The sequence below is a fragment of the Luteimonas sp. MC1895 genome, from assembly GCF_016457215.1.
GTDB lineage: Bacteria > Pseudomonadota > Gammaproteobacteria > Xanthomonadales > Xanthomonadaceae > Luteimonas.
Map to the genome: position 1 here is coordinate 410,082 of NZ_JAEMDY010000001.1, position 18,854 is coordinate 428,935.

Here is an 18,854-nt window from a genome sequence, read left to right on the forward strand (position 1 = left end):
CTGGTTCGGGAAATACGGGAATCCCATAGCAAGTGTTACGGTGCCAAAGGCTGGTATGTATGTTGCACTTACTGGCCCCAGCAGCGGAAAGAAGGTGGGAAGTATCTCAGTCTATAAATTAGAGGAGCTGTCGCGGTCGCTGCCTTCGGATACTTCCTCTTATCCGGGCTACTACAAGGATCGAATTCAAAGAGTAGGTACTTGGGTCAGAATCACCAAGGCGCGGAAGTCCACGCTTCAGGTGGATGATTTTGTCGTCAAGAGCTCGATGCAACCTCTTAAACAGGCGCTGCACGCTTCGATGCGGGGACACTTTTGGTGCTTATGGCGAGGCGACGATGACGATTTCGTCTGAGCCTTGGGCTTGGGATAAGGCGTACTTATAGCCGCCTGTGCTGAACACTTCTATGCATCTCCCGCCAGCACCGAGAACCTCATTTATCTGATGGAGGCCGGGCGACCCGTCTGAGCGATAGCTCATGACTAGTACGCTAGAGCTAAACCGCTCGCGAATTCGTTCCAATTCGAAAAGAGCAGAGTCAGCCTTTATCCATGCGGAATACTGCCTGCCAATTGGTTTGTGCGGGTAGTCGTGATCCGGCTTGTTGAATAACGAGTGATCACATAGCCCGTCGAGAAATCCGTAGAAATCCGAATAGTCCACGCCTGTGCCACGCGAGTTTACATAGGGGGGGTCTAAGTAAACCAAGTCTACTGAGTTTGGAATGTCTTCGATGTTCTGAGTGTTCACTCCCATCACGGTCGATCCAACAATGGGATCGCCAAGTGGAAATTTCCGCAGTTCATCTACTGCATTCAGTGCGTGCTTGATTGCGGGCGTTTCCCACGTGACAGCATTGCCGAACGAGCGCTTCACGTCTTTCGTCCTCATGCTCAAGTTCGATCTGTGAAACAGGTTATACGGTCGCTTCTTAAGTAGTGCCTGACCAAAGGCATAGATGTAGAGGGACTGCAACGGCTCTTCCACAGCTCTTATATGTTGCGCAAACCTATCGATTTGCTCGTTTTCTTCGTCTAAGAAAAATACACCGGAGTAGTTGGTTCCAACGTAGCGCGGCCCGTCAAGAGGTGCGTACTGGATTAAATACGCTAGCTGAGTCGCGTGATCCGTGCCAGAAAGTAGTTCCGGGGTTATCGTTTGGAATAGCCTTGCGCAAGCTCGGTTAAACGCAAGGAAATCATTCGATAGGGTCTTCTTTCCCAACAATCTTAGCAGCAGCGTTACAGTGCCCGTTCCCGAAAACAGATCGATACACGATGCAAACTCAATGCGATCGAAGGTTTGCTTCAACAGAGGCAATACCTTGCGCTTAGAGCCTTGGTAGCGGGTTGCAGGAAAACGTGGAAGCGCAACAAGTGGCCCTTGGGCGCGCAAGTCGAAGGCTGCTTGGCTGTTCAAGAGATCCTCTAGGTAGTGAGTGGTGACAGCTATTGAATTAAACCCTTTATGGCTGACCATCGTAAAGGCGAGTTTGGACTGGGTTGCAGGGGAGCTAGTCCCTCGGTGGGCTACTAGGACGAGAGCGAGATGGACGTTATGACCCTTACCGGCGCTGCCTTGCTTGTTCGCGCGACGTGGCAAGCCGCCACTACGAGTAGGGCACCCGGGGCCGGTGTATCGCTGCCGTTCGACCGACGCTGCGCGTGGTGGCCTAGGCCCCGGGGCTGTGTGCAGCGTGCCCGCGCTCGCCTGCCACTGCCCTAGGCCGCGCGGCGGGCTCGCCGTAGGGCTTCGCCGCGTGCCGTTGTAGGCTCGCCCTGTCGAGTTGCGAGCCGGCAACCGAGCCCGTACCGCAGTCGGGCCACAGTCGGGCCATAGCAGCCGCCGTAAGGCGCGCCGACCACACAAACGAAAAGCCCCGCAGGGCAAAAAGCCTTGCAGGGCCATCGGTTACAAAACTTCGCAATGGTGGCCGGGGAGGGAATCGAACCCCCGACACGGGGATTTTCAATCCCCTGCTCTACCAACTGAGCTACCCGGCCACTGGCGAGCCCGGAATGATACGGGAGCCCGCGTCTTCGCGCTACCCTGTCGCGATGCCGCCGATCACCGATCCCCGCGAAGCCGCGCTGCGCCGCCGCAAGGCGATCGCGCTCGGCCTGCTGGGCATCGCCGGCGCGGGGCTCGCGGTCGTCTCGGTGCTCGAGCGCACGCATCCGCACTGGGCCTTCGGCTTCCTCGCGGCGGTGTTCGAAGCCGCGCTGGTCGGTGGCCTGGCCGACTGGTTCGCGATCGTCGCGCTCTTCCGGCATCCGATGGGCATGCGCTGGATCCCGCACACCGCGATCATCCCGTCGAAGAAGGACGCGCTGGGCGCCAGCCTCGCGGACTTCATCTGCGACCACTTCCTCGGCACCCGCCAGGTGGCGGAAAAGCTCCAGTCGATGGATATCGCCGGAGCCATCGCCGGCAAGCTCGCCGACTCCGCCTTCGCCGGCACCATGGGCCGCGCGCTCGCCAACGCCCTGCCCCGCATCCTCGACGCGCTCGACAGCGACGAGCTGCACCGCTTCCTGCACCGCATCGCCGACGCGCGCCTGCGCCAGGTCGACCTGTCGGGCGTGGTGGCGGTTGTGCTGCGCCAGCTCACCGCCGATGGCCGCCACCAGGCGCTGGTCGATGCGGGACTGGGCTACGCCGGCGAGGTCCTGGCGGCACCCGGAACCCATGAGCGCGTGGCCGATCTCGCCGGGCGCGAGCTGTGGAAGGTGCTGCGCTACCTGAAGATCGATGGCGTGGTGGCCGACAAGGTCGCCAACAAGCTCGTGGCCGGCATGGCCGGCATGGTCAGCGACATGGCTGGCGACCGCGACCACGAGATGCGCCAGCGCATCGGCGCCGAGTTCGAGCGGCTGATCGTGCGCCTGGAGGACGACCCGTCGCTGCGCGAGCGCGTCAACGCCTTCCGCGACCAGCTGATCGAGGATTCCGACCTGTCGCGCTACCTGCGCAGCCTGTGGCGCGACCTCGCCACCTGGATCCGCGAGGACGTGGAGCGCGACGATTCCGCGATCGCGACCCGCATCTCCTCGATCGGTGCGGAAGTCGGCTCACGGCTGGCCGCCGACGATGCCATGCGGGCGTGGATCAACGAAGGCGTGGTGGAACTGGTGCTGCCCGAGGTCGAGCGCTACCGCGAAGGCATCCGCGATTTCATCGTCGAGCGCGTGCACCAGTGGAGCGCCGAGGAACTCACGCGCGAGCTCGAACTCGCGGTCGGCTCCGACCTGCAGTTCATCCGCTACAACGGCACCGCCGTCGGCGCGCTGATCGGCGGCGTGCTGTATGCCCTGGTGCACGCGATCCAGGCACTGGTGTGACCCTCAGCCGCGCGGTCCGCCCATCACCGGCAGGATCGCGCCGTTCACGTACGACGACATCACCGGCGACGCGAGGAAGACGTAGGCCGGCGACAGCTCTTCGGGCTGCGCAGGACGCCCCATGTCGCTGTCCTTGCCGAACTTCGCCACGTCCTCCGCCGGCTTGTCGGCCGGGTTGAGCGGCGTCCACACGGGCCCGGGCGCGACGCAGTTCACGCGGATGCCGCGATCGAGCAGGTTGCTGGCCAGCGACAGGGTGAAGGCGTGGATCGCGCCCTTGGTCGCCGAGTAGTCGAGCAGCTTGGGATTGCCGAAGATGCCCGTCTCCGAGCCCGTGTTGATGATGCTGGCGCCCTGCTCCATGTGCGGAAGCGCGGCGCGCGCCATGTGGAAGTAGCCGGCGATGTTGGTCTGCAGCGTCTCCTGCAGGTGCGCGTCGGTCAGGTCTTCCAGGCGCTCGACGTGCTGCTGGAAGGCCGCGTTGTTGACCAGCACGTCGAGCCGCCCGAAGGCGTCGACCACCTGGCCCACGGCGTCCTCGCAGAACGCCGGGTCACGCACGTCGCCGGCAATGACCAGGCAGCGCCGACCCTCGGCCTCGACATGGCGACGCGTCTCCTGCGCGTCCCCGTCCTCGGCCAGATGCAGCACCGCGACGTCGGCGCCTTCGCGCGCGAACAGCACCGCCACGGCGCGACCGATTCCCGAGTCGCCGCCGGTCACGATCGCCGCCATGCCCTCGAGCTTGCCGCTGCCGGCGTAGTCCGGCGCGGTGAAGCGCGGCTGGAGGTCGAGGTCGGCCTCCTTGCCGGGCTTGGCGAGATGCTGGGCCGGCAGTCGGGTCGGCTGCTTGCGTGCGCTGGCCTGTGCGGGGGACTTCTTGGCCGGAGCCTTCTTCTTCGCCTGCTTCGCGGCCTGCAGCGCCTCGCGCTGGATGCTCCGCTGGCGCGCGGCGGTCGCCTCGCCCGTCTTCGCACTCCCGCCCGTCTTCGCCGACTTGCCTGCCTTCTTCGTCGCCATCGAAACCGCCTCCCGGAATCCATCGTTGGCCGTCGACGCTACGCGCGCCGGCGTTGGCGACCCGTCATCGCCGCGTGCAGGCGGTGTCAGCCGATCGCCGGGAGGGTCTGCGCCAGGGTCTCGAAGCCTTCCCAGGGATCCTTGCGCATGCGCGCCGCGCGCTGGCGGGCGGCACGCAGGTCGAAGGCGGCGGGCCCGTCCACGCGGCCGAGCTCCTCCCAGCGGATCGGTACCGCCACCGGCCCACCCTGGCGCGCGCGCAGGGACCAGGAGGCGACGCTGGTCGCGCCGCGCGCATTGCGCAGCCAGTCGATGAAGATCTTCCCGGGACGCTTGGCCTTGGACATGGTGGCCACGTAGCGCGCCGGCGCCTGCAGGGCCATGTGGTTGGCGAACGCGTCGGAGAACGCGCGCGCGTCGTCCCAGGACGGCCCCGGCGCGATCGGCACGACCACGTGCACGCCCTTGCCGCCCGACAGGCGCACGAAGTTCTCGAGCCCCAGTTTGCGCAGCCGGTCGCGCACGTCGCGTGCACCGCGCAGCACATCGGGCCAGCCCGTGCCTTCGCCCGGATCCAGGTCGAAGACCAGCCGGTCCGGCAGCTCAGGATCCTCGATCCGCGAGCCCCACGGGTGGAACTCCAGCGCGTTCATCTGCACCAGGTCGGTCACGCCCTCGATATCGTCGACATACAGATAGGGCTCGACGCCACTCTTCTGCATCAGGTCGATGGAGCGCACGTCGTCGCCCAGGGACTCGGCGTAGTGCTTCTGGAAGAAACACTGGCCGGCCGCGCCGTCGGGGCAGCGCACCAGCGACAGCGGCCTGCGCGCGAGTTCCGGCAGCATCCAGTCGGCCACCGCGCGGTAGTACTCCACCACGTCCTGCTTGGTGTAACCGGCGCCTTCGAAGACGACGCGGTCCGGACTGGTGAGGCGCGTCGGTTCACCCATGGCCGCGCCTTACCCGGCCTTGCGCGCGGCCGTCTTCGCGGCCTTGGCCGGCGCCTTGCCCACCTTCTTCGCGGCCTTCTTGCCGGCCTTCTTCGCGGCCTTCCTTGCCGGTTTCGCTTCGGCCGCATCGTCCGTGGCCTGGGCCTTGCCGCTGCCCTTCTTCGCCGGCGTGCGCTTGTTGTTGCCGATGCTCTTCTGCAGCAGGGCCATGAAGTCCACCACGTTGGTGGTCGCATCCTCGGGCACGTCGCGATCGTCGTCGTCGGGCCGCGACACCACGCCCTGGGACTTCATCCGGTCGCGGATCACCTTCTCCAGCCGCTCGCGGAACTCGTTGCGGTACTGCGAGGGATCCCACTCGCCGCTCATCGCTTCGATGAGCTGCTTCGCCATTTCGCGCTCCTTCGCGTTGATGCGGTAGTCGGCGGCCTCGCCCTCGGGCAGGCGATGTTCGGAGGCATCCACGACTTCCTGCGGATAGCGCAGCAGCATGAGGATCAGCGCGTCGCCCTGTGGCAGCACCGCGGCGAGGTATTCGCGGGTGCGGATGACCACCCGCGCGATCCCGGCCTTGCCGGTGTCGCGCAGGGTCTCGCGCAGCAGCACGTAGCCTTTTTCGGCCTTCTTGCCCGGCACCAGGATGTAGGGCTTCTCGTAGTAGGTCGGGGGAATGTCGCCGGCGTCGACGAAGGTTTCGACCTCGACCGTCTCGTGGCTCTCCGGCGCCGCCGACTTGATGTCGTCCTGCTCCAGCACGACATAGCTGCCCTTGTCGTACTCGAAGGCCTTGACCACGTCCTTCCACGGCACCTCCTCGCCGGTCTCGGCGTTGACGCGCTCGTAGCGCACGGGATTCTTGTCGCGGGAATCCAGCATCCGGAAGCTGATGTCGACGCGCCGTTCGCCGGACATGAGCGAGACCGGCACGTTCAACAGCCCGAAGCTCAGCGTTCCGGTCCAGATGGGACGGGCCATGGAGCCCTCGCAGGTCGATGGAAGGACTCCGGACGCTAGGCCGGGCAAGGTGAGACGGCGGTGAAACGCGGTCGACCCATGGCGTCGTCGGCCGGGTCCGACGTCTCGCCGGGAACGGCCCGGGGCTTGCGGGACCCCGTCCCCGCTGCTGTATACTGCGCGGCCACTTCGGGCGGTTAGCTCAGCGGTAGAGCATTGCCTTCACACGGCAAGGGTCGCAGGTTCGATCCCTGCACCGCCCACCAGATCCAGCAAAAACCCCCGGCTTGCCGGGGGTTTCTGTTTGTGCCGCGGCTAGGCCGCCATCAACCCGCCGCGCATCGACGGCCAGCCCGTGACCCAGCGCATCACGTCCGACGCCGGCATCGGCTCGGCGATCAGCACGCCCTGGCCGATGTGGCAGCCGAACTCCCGCAGGCACGCCAGGTCGTCGGTGGTCTCGACCCCGACCGCCACGGTCTGCACGTCGAGTTCGCGTGCCAGCGCCAGCGCCGCCTGCACCATCGCGCGACGCGACGGGTCGTGGGCGACGCCGCGGACGAAGCCCCGGTCGATCTTGAGCTCGGAGAACGGCATCTCCCGCAGCTGCGCGAGGTTGGAAAAGCCGGTGCCGAACTCGTCGATCGCCAGCCGGACACCCTTCAGGCGCAGCCTCGTCATGATGTCCAGCTGCGCCTGTGGCTCCGTCGGCAGGTGGCTCTCGGACAGCTCGAGCACCAGTCGCTCCAGCGGGAAGCCCGCGGCCGCGGCCAGGCGGGCGATGCGCTCCGGGATGTCAAGCGTGGCCAGGTTCGCCATGGTCAGGTTGACCGCGACGTCCAGTTCGCGGCCGCCGGTCGTCCAGTTGCGGGCGTCGTGCAGCGCGTTGGACAGCACGACGCGCGCCAGCGGGCGGATCAGCCCGGCCTTCTCGGCCAGCGGGACAAACTCGGCCGGCATGACGATGCCGCGCGTGCGGTGCTGCCAGCGCGCCAGGGCCTCGACCGCGACCACTTCACCGCTGTGCAGGTCCACCTTCGGCTGGTAGAGGTTGAACAGCTCGCCGGCCGTGATCGCCGATTCCAGTTCGGCCGCGTCCTGCGCGGAGAACCCGGCCGACGCCTCGCCTGCGTCGCCCGTGCCGTTGGCGTCGCGATGGCCGTCCAGCAAAGCGCGCAGCGCCGCGGGCTGCACCGGCTTGGCCAGCGTGCCGAGGACATGCAGCCCCTGGGCGCGCGCCACCTGTTCCGCGGCCTGCAGCACCCGCGCGTCGGCGCCGCTCATCAGCGCCAGCGCGCCGCCAAAGCCGGCCTTGGCCAGATGGCGCACGAATTCGACGCCGTCCATGCCGGGCATGCGCAGGTCGCAGATCACCAGGCCGACGCCGGCCGGATCCGCCGACAGCCGCTCCAGGGCTTCTTCGCCGCGTGAGCACAGCTCGATGCTGGAATACCCGCTCTTCCGCAGGCCCAGCGCCCGCAGCTGGATGTGCAGCAGCCGGGTGGTGAAATCGTCGTCGTCGACTACCAGGATCTTCAAAGCGCGTACCTCGTCATGTCCTGCCCACGCGCGCCGCCAACGGCGCGCCAGCGGCGCATCGCCACCAGCGCCGCGTCGAGCGCCTGCACCACTTCGTCCACCAGCGCGGCGAAACCCGCGCCCTGCACCGACCCGGCGTGTTCCTCGAGCCGCGCGCACAGCAGGCCCAGCGGCGCGGCGCCGACCGATCGCGCGGACGACTTCAGCCGGTGTGCCAGCATCCCGGCCCCGGCGGCATCGCCCGCGGCCGCGGCGGCCAGCAGGTCGGCGCGGATGCCGGTCGCGACCTCGTCGAAATAGGCCAGGATCTCCAGCACCACCGCCGGTTCGTCGCCAACCAGCTCGCGGAGCGCGCCGGCATCGAACTCGGCGCAAGGCAGGGTGCCGTCCGGGCGTGCCTGGCTGGCTTGACCCGGGGTCGCCCGCGCGGATGCCGGCGTTGCCGGCGCCGCCAGCCAGCGGCCCAGCACCGCGCGCAGCCCGTCGAGCTGCATGGGCTTGGCCAGGAATTCATCGAAACCGGCGTCACGCGCCTTTTCGGCCTGTCCGATGCGCACGTCGGCGCTGAAGGCCAGCACGGGCGTCCTGATGGCCGCCTCTTCGTCGCGGATCGCACGCACCAGGCCGAAGCCGTCCATGACCGGCATGTGCAGGTCGCTCAGGACCAGCGCGAAGTCGCCGCCGCGCCACCGCTCCAGGCCTTCCATGCCGTTGCCGGCCATCTCCGCGTCGACGCCGACCATGGCCAGCTGGCGGGCCAGCACGCTGCGGTTGGTGGCATCGTCCTCGACCACGAGGATGCGTCGCCCTGTGCCTGGAAATTCCGTCACGCTCCCCTCCATGGAGCAGCGGAAACGGTCGATGCTGCTTCGCAACATGTTATCCGGAGGGCTTGCCGCCCCCCGTGCTGCGCGTCACAGACCGGCAGCCTCGCAGGCCCCGACGTAGGTGAACGCCAGATCCTCGTAGTCGTAGCTGAAGTCCGCCTCGGGATCGACCTTGGCCATTGTCAGCCCTGGCCTGCCGCCAGCCTCGCCACCAACGTCGAGCCATGCGTCGGCGTCAGGGCCGAGGGTGTCGAAGTCGACCAGGAGCCTGCCTCCCGCACTGAGCACCGGTCCCGACAGCCGCGGCGACTTGGCCGACGTGAAGCGGACGCCGTCGCCCGAGCGACAGACCGTGACCTCGCCGAACCATGGATCGCGGTAGCGGCCCAGCCAGGCCGGCGCGGGGGCTGGGGCGACGGGCGCGCGTGCCGCACCCTGCCCGTCTCCGGAGGCCGCGTCCTGCGGACCGGGCCCGGCGGCCAGCGCCTGGACGTAGTGCGCGACGTTGCGCCGTTCCTGCGGCGCGCTGAAGTGCTTGCCAAGCGTCTGCTCGAGCACGGTCCGCGCGTCGCCGGCATCGCCGTTGAGCAGGATCACGAAGCCGACGTCCCGCTCGGGCAGCAGGGTCACGGCGGAATACATGCCCGACAGCGTGCCGGTATGCGCGACCTTGGCCGTGCCGTCGACGTCGCTCAGGCGCCAGCCGTAGCCGTAGGCGGAATAGTGGCTGCGGTTCCAGTCGCGCATGCGCGTGGTCAGCGGCATCGGCATGTGTGCCGTCCAGACGGCGCTGCGCTGCGTTGCCGACAGCCATGGCCGCCCGTCCGGGCCGGCGGTGGCAGGGTCCAACCAGGCCTGCACCCAGCGCAGCATGTCCTGCAGGCTGCAGCGCACGCCACCGGCCGCGGCCATCGGCATGTCCGCGACCAGCGGGCCATCGGGCCGCGCCACCCAGCTGCCGTCGCGGCGCCCGTGCGGTGCGGCCACCGGGCCGGTCTCGTCGACGCGCCACTCGCCGATGCGGCAGCCGTCCATGCCCAGCGGCTCGAACACCTCGCGGCGCAGCAGCACGTCGTAGGGCGCCCCGCCCGCCGCGGCCGCGACTTCCCCGGCCACGATGTAGAGCGTGTTGTCGTAGGCGTAGCGGGAGCGGAAGCTCCAGCGCGGCTTCAGGTGGGCCAGGCCGGCGATCACGTCCTCACGGGTGAAGGCATTGGGTTCCGGCCAGAGCATCAGGTCCCCGGCCCCGGGCCCGAGGCCGCTGTTGTGGATCAGCAGGTCGCGCACCTGCATCTCGCGCGTGACCCACTCCTCAAGCATGCGGAAGCCGGGCAGGTGCTTCACCACCGGATCGTCCCAGGCCAGCAGGCCGGCATCGACCTGGCGCGCCAGCAGCGCGGCGGTCATGGCCTTGGTATTGGACGCGACCTTGAACAGCGTGTCGGCGGTGATGGCTTCGCCGCTGCCGGCGACACCCTCGCCGCGCAGCTCCATCTGCCGAACTTTGCCGCCTTCCACCACGCCCACGGCAATACCCGGAAGGCCGTAATGCGCCGCCGCGTCGTCCACGGCCGCGGCCACGGCCCGGGAGGGCCAGGCCTCGTCGGTGGCGCCGACCGGGGACGCGACAAAAAAAATCGCGGCCGTGGCAACGGCCGCGAAGAGGACACCCTTTCCTGCCACACCTACTCCCTTGCGGATGGAGCGGGTGGCGGCTCCGGACCGCCACCCGACCACCCGCGCCCTGCGCCCGTCAGAAGTTCCAGGTCACGACCAGCTGCGCGTAACGCGGGGCCTGCCACGCGGTTCCCTGCCCGAAGTACGGCATCCGCGTACCCGGCGTGCTCTCGTAGCGCGAGTGCACGTTCACCATGGTCTGGCTGTTGAACAGGTTGTAGACCGAGAAGCGCGCCTTGAGGTCGATGTCCTCCACCGGCAGCGTCCAGGTCACGTTGACGCCGACGTCCTTCACCCACGGCATGCGACCGAAGGCGCCGCGCTCGGAGTAGACCAGCTCGCGCGTGGCCGGGTTGTTGCAGTTGGCCACGCACAGCCAGCCGGAGCCGCCGCCGCTGAACTCGCCCGGGCCACCAGCGCTGCGGGTGTCATCCGGCCAGACCACGCCGAAGGCCGTGATCGGACCGCCCGAACGCGCGGTCGCGGTGGCGCCGAAGCTCCACATCTCGTTGAGCCGGTAGCTGCCGCGCAGCTTGAACTGGTGGCGGAAGTCGTTGAACAGCACGCCATAGCGCTCGTTGTTGGCGGGATGGTCGTAGTGCTGCACCAGGTTGGTATCCGCATAGCCCGTGTCGGAGTTGACCGGGCCCTCCAGGTTGCCCTCGGTCTTCGACCACAGGTAGCTGAAGTTCACCGCCCACTTGTCGTCCCACGCGCGGTCGAGCTGGAATTCGACGGCCTTGTAGCTGCGCTTGGGCTTCCTGTAACCCATCACCTCGCCATTGCCGAACGAGGCGATGTAGCCGTCGCGCGACGAGTCGAACTGCACCCAGTCCTCGGTGTCCGGGCACCACAGCGTGACCGACTCGCCAGGGTTGATGATCGGCCAGTCGCCCGAGTACCAGTCGCAGCCCTCGACGTGGTTGATGCGTGCGTCTTCCACGGCGCGGGTCACTTCGCGGTAGGTCGCGTTGATGCCGTACGACCAGGCCTGGTTGATGGCCTGCTGGAAGCCCACGATGAACTCGTCCTGGTAGACCTGCTTCAGGTCGCGCGCGACCGCGGTGCGCACGTCGTCCGGGGGCGGTGCGTTCATGTCGGTATTGACCGCGCCGATCTGCGCACCGAGGCTCGGCAGCCGGTACGGCGCGCCGGTGATCGGATCGATCATGTCGGTCCAGCCGTTGAACACGTAGTAGGTGTGCTCGTCGGTGGTGCCGCCGCCGAAGTAGTCGGTGAGCTTGTTGGTCAGCGGCAGGTAGTAGCGGCCCGCGTTCGCGAACAGCTTGGTGGTGCCGTCACCCTTCATGTCCCAGCTGAAGCCCACACGGGGAGAGACCATGTCCTCGAAATCCGCGCGGGCGAAGGTGGCGCCCGAGGCCAGCTTGTTGTGGAACTTGTCGAAGCGCACGCCGAGGTTCAGCAGGAGGTTGGGGGTGACGCTCCAGTTGTCCTCGAGATAGAACGCCTGTGCCTCGGTGGTCACCGGGGCACCGGTGATGTAGCGGCGCGCGTCGACGATACGGGTCACGCCCGGAGGAACGACGGTCCCGTTCAGCGATGCGCCGGGAGTGACGTTCTGCACCTGGTAGCTGCGGCCATCGCCCGGATAGCGCACGGAGCTGTTGGAATCCATCACCTCCTGGTCGACGCCGAAGCGCAGCAGGTGGTCGCCCAGCGTCCACTCGAAGTCGAGCCGGATGGCCTCGCGCTCGTCCACGCGCCCGCTGATGCTGCTGTTGGTGGGATGGCAACCCCAGTCCTGCCGCGCCGAGCCGGACACCGTCACGATGCTGCAGTCGGCATCCCACGGGCTGCTGCTGGTGGCGCTGCGCTCGTTGATGCCATACATCGCCTTGGCGACGAAGTTGTCGCTGAAATGTCCGGTGTAGGTCACCGACCAGCTGTCGCCGCCGGAGCCCGCGGTCGATTCGCCGCTCTGGTCGCCGGTCCGGCCCGAAGCCCAGTCATAGTCGTAGGTCCGCGTGGTGGATTCGGCCTTGTCGGAGAAGGCCAAGAGCTCCAGCAGGTGGTTGTCGTTGATCTGCCAATCGAGCTTGGCGCCCCAGAAATCGTTGTCGCCCTTGGTCAGGTAGGCCTCGGTCTCGTCGATGTCCTTGGGGCTGCTGTCGCGCACTTCGTACATGCCGAAGAAGAACAGACGGTCCTTCACCAGGGCGCCGGACGCCCACACGTTGGCCTTGTAGAACGAGTTCCCGTCGCGACTGGTCCGGTCGCGCTCATCCAGCGTGCCGTCGTCGTGATAGTGGTCGTTCCTGGACGAAGCCCAGGCCGAAGGCTCCATCGTGAGTTCCACGCCAGACTGGAACTCGTTGCCGCCCGACCGGGTCACGGCGTTGATCACGCCACCGGTGCTGCGGCCGAACTCCGCCGAGTAGCCGCCGGTCTTGACCTGGAATTCGTCGTAGAAGCCGAACGGCACCGACGAGAAGCCCTGCCGGCGATACGGATCGGTCACGTTGAGACCGTTGATGTAGACCGCGTTCTCGGCGACCGACGCGCCACCGAAGGTCAGGCCGCCAAACGTCGCACCCGACGCGACCACGCCCGGGGCCAGCAGCGCCACCGAAGCCAGGCTCTGGTCGACCGGCAGGCGGGAAATCTGCTCGCGCGTCACGTTGGTCGCGGTCTCGGTCGAACGCACGTCGACCCGGTTCACCACCCGGTCGCCGACCACGGTCACCGCGGCCATGTCGGCCACGCCGCCGGCGCTGCCGAGGTTGACGGTGGTGGTGCCGCCGAGTCCCACGCTCACAGGCACCGGCTCACCCACGGCGGCGCCGTCGCGCAGGACCTGCACGCTGTAGTTGCCGACCTGCAGCTGGCCCAGGCGATAGCTGCCGTCGGCGCCCGCGGTCACGGTGCGGGTGGCGCCGGTGGTGGCGTTGACCACCTGGATCTGGTCGCCCGCGCTGGCGCGTCCGGCGACCGCGCCGGTGGCGCTCTGCGCCAGCGCCACCGGCGCCAGTGCGGTCAGGCAGGTGCCCAGGGCGATACAGAGTGCGGCTCGGCGGAATCGGGTGTGGCTGGCCTTCATTGCGGTTCTCCCCGGAACAGGTGTGCAGGTGTTGGTTGGCGGTGGATCAGGTGCCGTCGTCCGTGACCGGTGGCAGCAGCTGCCACTCGAAGTCGTAATTCCACTGGTCGAAATACAGGTTGCCGCCGTCCCACTCGACTTCCCCGCGCTGCAGGTCGACGGTTTCGGAACGTGGATGGCGCTTGGCCGGCACGAATTCGCGCGACCAGTCGTCGTTGAACGCGATGCGCCAGGCGTCGAGGCCGCCAAGGTAGAAATCCTGGAGTTTCCCGTCGGCACCCGGCAGACGACCGAAGGTCACGTCCATCGGGACCCAGCCGTAGGGGGCCAGGTACATCCAGCCCCAGTCGTGCATGTTGTTGTAGTCGCCGTCGGAGAAGATCCAGCCCGACTGCCAGCGCGCGGGAATGCCGTTCATGCGCAGCAGGGTGATCAGCAGCAGGGTCTGCTGGCCGCAGTCGGCGTGGCCCTGCTCCAGTGCGTGCTGTCCGATGTTGCTGATGGTCGAGTACTCGCGTGCCCCGGCCCATGGAATCCGGTCGACGGCGGCGAAGAGCTTCTGCGCGATGCGGTAGGGGTTGGTCTCGTCGCCCACGATCCGCGCCGACTCCAGGCGCATGGCATCGCTGAAGACCACGTGCGGGGCGCGCTCGGCGACGAAGGGCGCGAGCTCGGGCGTGATGTCCGCCGGGACCACGCGGGCGGGGTCGATATCAGCGTACTGCGCGTTGACCGTCAATTCGTAGGTCACCGAGAACGCGGTGGGCTGGCCGGCGATGGCCGGTGCTTCCATGTACACGGTGCGCTGCAGCGCGGATTCGGGCGCGAGCTGGTGGCGCGCCGGGACCGTCGACTGCAGCGCGATGCCCTCCTGCTGGCCGTCGATCGCGCGCGGGAATGGCAGCCAGGCGCGGAGCGTCTCGCCTGCAGGCACCGTGTCGGGCTTCACCGTCAGCGACTGGGTCACGCGCACGCGCTGCGGCGCGACCGAGCGCTCGCCGCTCGCCACGGCCGCCTCGCGCACGGCGGCGTGGTGCGGATGCGCGACTTCCAGCGGGCTGTCGTAGAACTTCAGCGGAGTCGCGCGGCGCAGGCGCGCCTCTTCGCTGAGTCGGAACAGATTGGAGGGACCGCGGCTGAACCAGCGCCGCTCGCCGTCGATCACCCGCGCCTCGATCAGGCCGGCAGCGTCCCAGCGCGCGAACTCGGCGTCGGTGAGATCGGGGATGTCGCGGCGCAGGCGCGCCTTGGCGCCGGCCTCGTCCAGGCGGAAGTCGAGCAGGATGCGGCGCATGCGCTCGCGCTGGAATTCGAGCGCGGTGCGGTGGTCGGCGCCGAGCGAGGCGTCGGAAAGCGCCGCAGCAATCGCGGCCTCGGCGCCCTTGAAGTCACCCGAGTCGACGCGCTCGACGATATCCGGCGGCGCGGCCAACCGCGCCCCGATGTCGGCATTCGCCACCGTGTCCCCTGTAGGAGCGGCTACAGCCGCGATCGCCCTGCCACCGGCGTCGATGGTCCGCGACTCGCGCGCATCCGTCGCCTGTCCAGGGGATGCCGCCATCGCGGCTGTAGCCGCTCCTACAGGAAAAGCGGCGGCGACGGCGATCGCAGGAAGCGCGGCGGCGATGGCCAAGGCGTGGACACGCCATCGGCGCGGGGACTGGCCCGCGCTTGGAGACGTGTGCTGTGGATCGACTGCAGGCATCGCTGAAAGCCCCTCTCCCGGCCCCCGGAACTGCTTCGGGGCTGTGTAACATGGCGTTCATGGGGCGTCAATAATTTATTCTTTTTGGTTGATTTGTCCGAATCATGTATTCCATGATGCCGTCCGGCTCCCGTATCGCCGGAAGGGGATGATCCATGCGATCCACTGCGCTGCTCCTCAGCCTCCTGCTCGTGCTTCCGGCGTCGCTCGCCGCGCGCGAACCCGCCCCGGCCGCGCCGCCATTCGCGGTGCCGGGACTCACCGAATCCCATCTTTCGCCAGCCTTCTGGATCGAGGCCCTGCCCGATCCGGACCGGATCGTGCTGACGCCGGCACAGATCGCCGCGCAGAACGCACGCATGCAGGCGGAGGATCCGTCGATCCATGACCTCGAGGCCCTGCCCGGACGCATCGAAGGCACGCAGGTGCGGGCCTGGATCGAAGGCCTGTCGAAGCTCCCGGAACGCCCGCTCCATGATGTCCACGGCAAGCCCGTTGAACGCGGCGAACTCGACCGCATCCAGGCCAGCCTCGCGCTCGACGCCATTCCCGACAGCCAGCCGGCGCGCCACGGCATGGTCGTGCGCCGCGCGGACCTGCGCGCCTTCCCGACCCGCCTGCGCGTGTTCAGCAGTGCGGGCGATACCGACATCGACCGCTTCCAGGAAAGCGCGCTGTTCCCCGGCGATCCGGTCGCCATCGTCCACCAGAGCGCCGACGGCGAGTGGCTCTTCATCGTCAGCCAGCGCTATGCCGCCTGGATCGAGGCGCAGTACGTCGCCGAAGGCGAGCGCGATGCCATCCACGCCTGGGGCCGCCGCGCGCCATTCCTCGTGGTCACCGGCGCCACCGCGCGCACCGCGTACACGCCGGAGAACCCCGGGGTGTCCGACGTACAGCTGGAGATGGGCGTGCGCGTCCCGGTGCGCGCGGGCTGGCCGCCGATGGACGAAGTCAACGGCCAGCTTCCGGCCGCGGCGCATGTCATCGAGCTGCCGGTGCGCGGCGGGGACGGCCGGCTGTCGTTCGAGCCTGCCCTGCTCCCGCGCTCGGCCGACGTCGCCAGCGACTACCTGCCGCTGACCGAAGCCAACCTCATCCGCCAGTCGTTCAAGTTCCTCGGCGAGCGCTACGGCTGGGGCCATTCTTACAACGCGCGCGACTGCAGCGGCTTCGCCTCGGAGATCTACCGCAGCTTCGGCGTGCTGATCCCGCGCAACACCAGCGCGCAGGCGGTGAGCCCGGCGCTCAACCGCCTGCCACTGGACAAGGCCGACAGCCATGGCAAGCGGCTGGAGGCGCTGCGCGATGCGCGGCCGGGCGACCTGGTCTACATGCCGGGCCACGTGATGATGATGATCGGCCACGTCGACGGCGAACCCTTCGTCATCCACGACACCAGCGGCATGAGCTGGAAGCCCGAAGGCGCCGATGACCTGGTGCGCCTGCACCTCAACGGCGTGGTGGTGACGCCGGTCGCGCCGATGATGACCAACGCGACCACGCCCACGATCGACCGTCTCACCAGCATCCAGCGCATCCGGCCCTGACCCATGAAGATCACCGACATCCGGCTCGCGATGCTGCGGGTTCCGCTGAAGACCCCGTTCAAGACCGCGCTGCGCACCGTCGACACGGTGGAAGACATCGTGGTGATGATCCACACCGACGATGGCCGCATCGGCTACGGCGAGGCCGCGCCCACCGCGGTCATCACCGGCGACACCCACGGCTCGATGATCGAGGCGATCCACCGGATCATCGGCCCGCGCCTCATCGGCCGCGACGTCGCCGACCTCAACCGCAACGTGCAGCTGGTGCAAAGCGCGATGGAGCGCAACACCAGCGCCAAGGCGGCGGTCGAGATCGCGCTCTACGACCTGTGGGCGCAGCTCTACGGCGCCCCGCTCTACCGCATGCTCGGCGGCGGCGGCGATCCGGTGGTCACCACCGACCTCACCATCAGCGTGGACTACATCGACAAGATGGTGGCCGACTCGCTGGCGGCGCTCGATCGCGGCTTCGAGTCGCTCAAGATCAAGGTCGGCAAGGACATCGGGCTCGACATCGAGCGCGTCAAGGCGATCCACGCCGCGGTCGACGGCCGCGCCCTGTTGCGCCTGGACGCCAACCAGGGCTGGACGCCGAAGCAGGCGGTGTTCGCCATCCACGCGCTGGAAGACGCCGGCATCCACCTCGAGCTGCTGGAGCAGCCGGTGCCCGCGCGCGACATCGAAGGCCTGAAATACGTCACCGAACGGGTGCATACCCCGGTGATGGCCGACGAGAGCGTGTTCGGCCCGGCCGAGGTGATCGATCTGATCCAGCGCCGCGCCGCCGACATCATCAACATCAAGCTGATGAAGACCGGCGGGCTGTCGAACGCCATCCGCATCGCCGACATCGCCGCCGTCCACGGCGTCGACTGCATGATCGGCTGCATGATCGAGTCCGCGATCAGCGTGGCCGCCGCCGTCCACCTGGCGGTGGCCAAGGCCGGCACCATCACCAAGGTCGACCTCGACGGCCCTTCGCTGTGCACCTTCGACCCGGTCGAAGGCGGCGTGGAGTTCAACGAGTCGGAGATCGCCATCAGCGACGCGCCGGGCCTGGGCATCCGCTCGGTGCGCGGGCTCGAGCCGATCACGGTCGGCTGAGGGGCGCATGCCGCCGCTTGCGAGGATCCGCGGCGAACGCGACCGGATGTCGGCGATCGAACGCCGCATCGCCGACTTCATGCTCGACAACGCCCACCTGCTGCGCGACTACTCCTCGCAGCAGCTGGCCAATGCGCTGGGCATCAGCCAGTCGAGCGTGGTCAAGTTCAGCCAGAAGCTGGGCTTCAAGGGCTATCCGGACCTCAAGTTCTCGATCGGTGAATCGCTGGCGCGGCTCGACCCCGAAGGCGGCGGAACCGGCACCGCGCGCGCCGCGCGCAACGACGATCCCGGGGCCCTGCTGGCCGAGTCGCTGTGGCGCGCCAAGGCCGAGGCGGTCAACGTGACCCGCGCGCTCAACGCGCACAGCGACGTTTCGCGGGTGGCCGAGGCCATCCGCGCGGCGGACAAGGTCTACGCGATCGGCGTGGGCAACGACGGGCTGCACTCGCGCGCGATCGCGATCAAGCTGGCGATGATCGGCCGCACCGCGATCCACCTGTTCGATCCGGCGCTGATGGCGGTAGGCACCTCGTCGGCCGCGCCCGGCGACGTCCTGCTGGTGCTGTGTGAGCACGGCCAGGAGGCCGCGCTCTGCCACACCGCGCGCCTGTTCCGCCGGCGCGGCGGCAAGGTGGTCACGTTCACCCGCCACACCGCGAACGCACTGCGCGCGCACGCCGACATCGCGCTGCTGGTCAGTGCCCACGACCCGCGGCCCCAGGTCGAACTGCTGCTGTACCACGCCGCGCTCCAGCACCTGCTGGACCTGGTGTTCCTGCTGCTGTGCGAGGACGAGGCCCACCTGCGTATGCTGGTGGAAAATGCAGCACCAATCGAATGAGGCCAGCGGTATGGGTGAGGATGGGACGCTGCTGCTGTGGGAGCCGGATGCTGGGACGCTGCACCTGTGGGAGCCGGATGCCGGGACGCTGCACCTGTGTGAGCCGGATGCCGGGACGCTGCCCATGTGGGAGCGGCTACAGCCGCGATTGCCGGTGATCGCGGCTGTAGCCGCTCCTACAGGGGCGCGATCGGGTGTGATCGCGGCTGTAGCCGCTCCTACAGGGATGCGATTCGAGGCGATCGCGGCTGTAGCCGCTCCTACAGGGGCGCGGTGAG

Annotated in this window: 14 protein-coding genes and 2 tRNA genes; 6 read left to right on the top strand and 10 right to left on the bottom strand. The window is 68.0% G+C overall.

Annotated features, from left to right (window positions below; all coding sequences use genetic code 11):
* Positions 1-322: 322 nt before the first annotated feature.
* Entirely contained in the window at positions 323-1,480 is a 1,158-nt protein-coding gene (locus JG616_RS01795; protein ID WP_199391482.1) for a DNA adenine methylase, read from the bottom strand.
* A 448-nt stretch (positions 1,481-1,928) separates the two neighbouring features.
* Positions 1,929-2,004, bottom strand: a tRNA-Phe gene (locus tag JG616_RS01800).
* A 15-nt stretch (positions 2,005-2,019) separates the two neighbouring features.
* On the opposite strand from JG616_RS01800, the gene JG616_RS01805 reads away from it, so the two are divergent.
* Complete coding sequence (locus tag JG616_RS01805; RefSeq protein ID WP_199391483.1) at positions 2,020-3,342, top strand: DUF445 domain-containing protein; 1,323 nt, start codon at positions 2,020-2,022, stop codon at positions 3,340-3,342.
* 3 nt (positions 3,343-3,345) lie between these two features.
* Here JG616_RS01805 and JG616_RS01810 read toward each other — a convergent pair whose 3' ends face one another.
* The 3 genes from JG616_RS01810 to JG616_RS01820 all read right to left on the bottom strand — a co-directional run bounded on the left by JG616_RS01810 (position 3,346) and on the right by JG616_RS01820 (position 6,290).
* Positions 3,346-4,362 (bottom strand): SDR family oxidoreductase, encoded by a 1,017-nt coding sequence (locus JG616_RS01810; RefSeq protein ID WP_199391484.1) that lies wholly within the window; start codon positions 4,360-4,362, stop codon positions 3,346-3,348.
* An 86-nt stretch (positions 4,363-4,448) separates the two neighbouring features.
* Entirely contained in the window at positions 4,449-5,315 is an 867-nt protein-coding gene (gene ligD / locus JG616_RS01815) for a non-homologous end-joining DNA ligase (RefSeq protein WP_199391485.1), read from the bottom strand.
* Between the two features lie 9 nt (positions 5,316-5,324).
* Positions 5,325-6,290 (bottom strand): Ku protein, encoded by a 966-nt coding sequence (locus JG616_RS01820; protein ID WP_199391486.1) that lies wholly within the window; start codon positions 6,288-6,290, stop codon positions 5,325-5,327.
* 170 nt (positions 6,291-6,460) lie between these two features.
* On the opposite strand from JG616_RS01820, the gene JG616_RS01825 reads away from it, so the two are divergent.
* Positions 6,461-6,535: transfer RNA gene (locus JG616_RS01825), tRNA-Val, on the top strand.
* 49 nt (positions 6,536-6,584) lie between these two features.
* Here the strand turns inward: JG616_RS01825 and JG616_RS01830 are convergent.
* The 5 genes from JG616_RS01830 to JG616_RS01850 all read right to left on the bottom strand — a co-directional run bounded on the left by JG616_RS01830 (position 6,585) and on the right by JG616_RS01850 (position 15,003).
* Entirely contained in the window at positions 6,585-7,808 is a 1,224-nt protein-coding gene (locus JG616_RS01830; RefSeq protein WP_199391487.1) for an EAL domain-containing response regulator, read from the bottom strand.
* On the bottom strand, positions 7,805-8,638 hold the full coding sequence (locus JG616_RS01835; protein WP_199391488.1) for a response regulator: 834 nt from the start codon (positions 8,636-8,638) through the stop codon (positions 7,805-7,807). The genes JG616_RS01830 and JG616_RS01835 overlap by 4 nt, the downstream gene beginning before the upstream one ends.
* A gap of 84 nt (positions 8,639-8,722) precedes the next feature.
* Complete coding sequence (locus JG616_RS01840) at positions 8,723-10,216, bottom strand: serine hydrolase domain-containing protein (protein WP_343224959.1); 1,494 nt, start codon at positions 10,214-10,216, stop codon at positions 8,723-8,725.
* A 172-nt stretch (positions 10,217-10,388) separates the two neighbouring features.
* Positions 10,389-13,370 (bottom strand): TonB-dependent receptor, encoded by a 2,982-nt coding sequence (locus JG616_RS01845; RefSeq protein ID WP_199391489.1) that lies wholly within the window; start codon positions 13,368-13,370, stop codon positions 10,389-10,391.
* A 46-nt stretch (positions 13,371-13,416) separates the two neighbouring features.
* On the bottom strand, positions 13,417-15,003 hold the full coding sequence (locus JG616_RS01850; protein WP_235972845.1) for a transglutaminase domain-containing protein: 1,587 nt from the start codon (positions 15,001-15,003) through the stop codon (positions 13,417-13,419).
* 227 nt (positions 15,004-15,230) lie between these two features.
* On the opposite strand from JG616_RS01850, the gene JG616_RS01855 reads away from it, so the two are divergent.
* From JG616_RS01855 to JG616_RS01870, 4 genes are read left to right on the top strand one after another with little or no spacing between them, the layout of a single operon-like run.
* Positions 15,231-16,625, top strand: coding sequence for an SH3 domain-containing protein (locus JG616_RS01855; protein WP_199361568.1), 1,395 nt, complete (start codon positions 15,231-15,233; stop codon positions 16,623-16,625).
* A 3-nt stretch (positions 16,626-16,628) separates the two neighbouring features.
* A complete protein-coding gene (locus JG616_RS01860; RefSeq protein ID WP_199391490.1) occupies positions 16,629-17,732 on the top strand; it encodes a dipeptide epimerase in 1,104 nt (367 codons plus the stop codon).
* A gap of 7 nt (positions 17,733-17,739) precedes the next feature.
* Positions 17,740-18,576: a MurR/RpiR family transcriptional regulator gene (locus tag JG616_RS01865; RefSeq protein ID WP_199361570.1), complete on the top strand. Its 837-nt coding sequence runs from the start codon at positions 17,740-17,742 to the stop codon at positions 18,574-18,576.
* 10 nt (positions 18,577-18,586) lie between these two features.
* Positions 18,587-18,853, top strand: coding sequence for a hypothetical protein (locus JG616_RS01870; protein WP_199361571.1), 267 nt, complete (start codon positions 18,587-18,589; stop codon positions 18,851-18,853).
* Position 18,854 lies beyond the last annotated feature (1 nt).

Excerpts from the sequence above, each read along its gene's own strand:
- ligD (WP_199391485.1), bottom strand. The coding sequence starts at position 5,315 with ATGGGTGAACCGACGCGCCTCACCAGTCCGGACCGCGTCGTCTTCGAA.
- JG616_RS01805 (WP_199391483.1), top strand. The coding sequence starts at position 2,020 with ATGATACGGGAGCCCGCGTCTTCGCGCTACCCTGTCGCGATGCCGCCG.
- JG616_RS01810 (WP_199391484.1), bottom strand. The coding sequence starts at position 4,362 with ATGGCGACGAAGAAGGCAGGCAAGTCGGCGAAGACGGGCGGGAGTGCG.
- JG616_RS01820 (WP_199391486.1), bottom strand. The coding sequence starts at position 6,290 with ATGGCCCGTCCCATCTGGACCGGAACGCTGAGCTTCGGGCTGTTGAAC.
- JG616_RS01865 (WP_199361570.1), top strand. The coding sequence starts at position 17,740 with ATGCCGCCGCTTGCGAGGATCCGCGGCGAACGCGACCGGATGTCGGCG.
- JG616_RS01795 (WP_199391482.1), bottom strand. The coding sequence starts at position 1,480 with ATGGTCAGCCATAAAGGGTTTAATTCAATAGCTGTCACCACTCACTAC.
- JG616_RS01860 (WP_199391490.1), top strand. The coding sequence starts at position 16,629 with ATGAAGATCACCGACATCCGGCTCGCGATGCTGCGGGTTCCGCTGAAG.
- JG616_RS01845 (WP_199391489.1), bottom strand. The coding sequence starts at position 13,370 with ATGAAGGCCAGCCACACCCGATTCCGCCGAGCCGCACTCTGTATCGCC.
- JG616_RS01855 (WP_199361568.1), top strand. The coding sequence starts at position 15,231 with ATGCGATCCACTGCGCTGCTCCTCAGCCTCCTGCTCGTGCTTCCGGCG.
- JG616_RS01870 (WP_199361571.1), top strand. The coding sequence starts at position 18,587 with ATGGGTGAGGATGGGACGCTGCTGCTGTGGGAGCCGGATGCTGGGACG.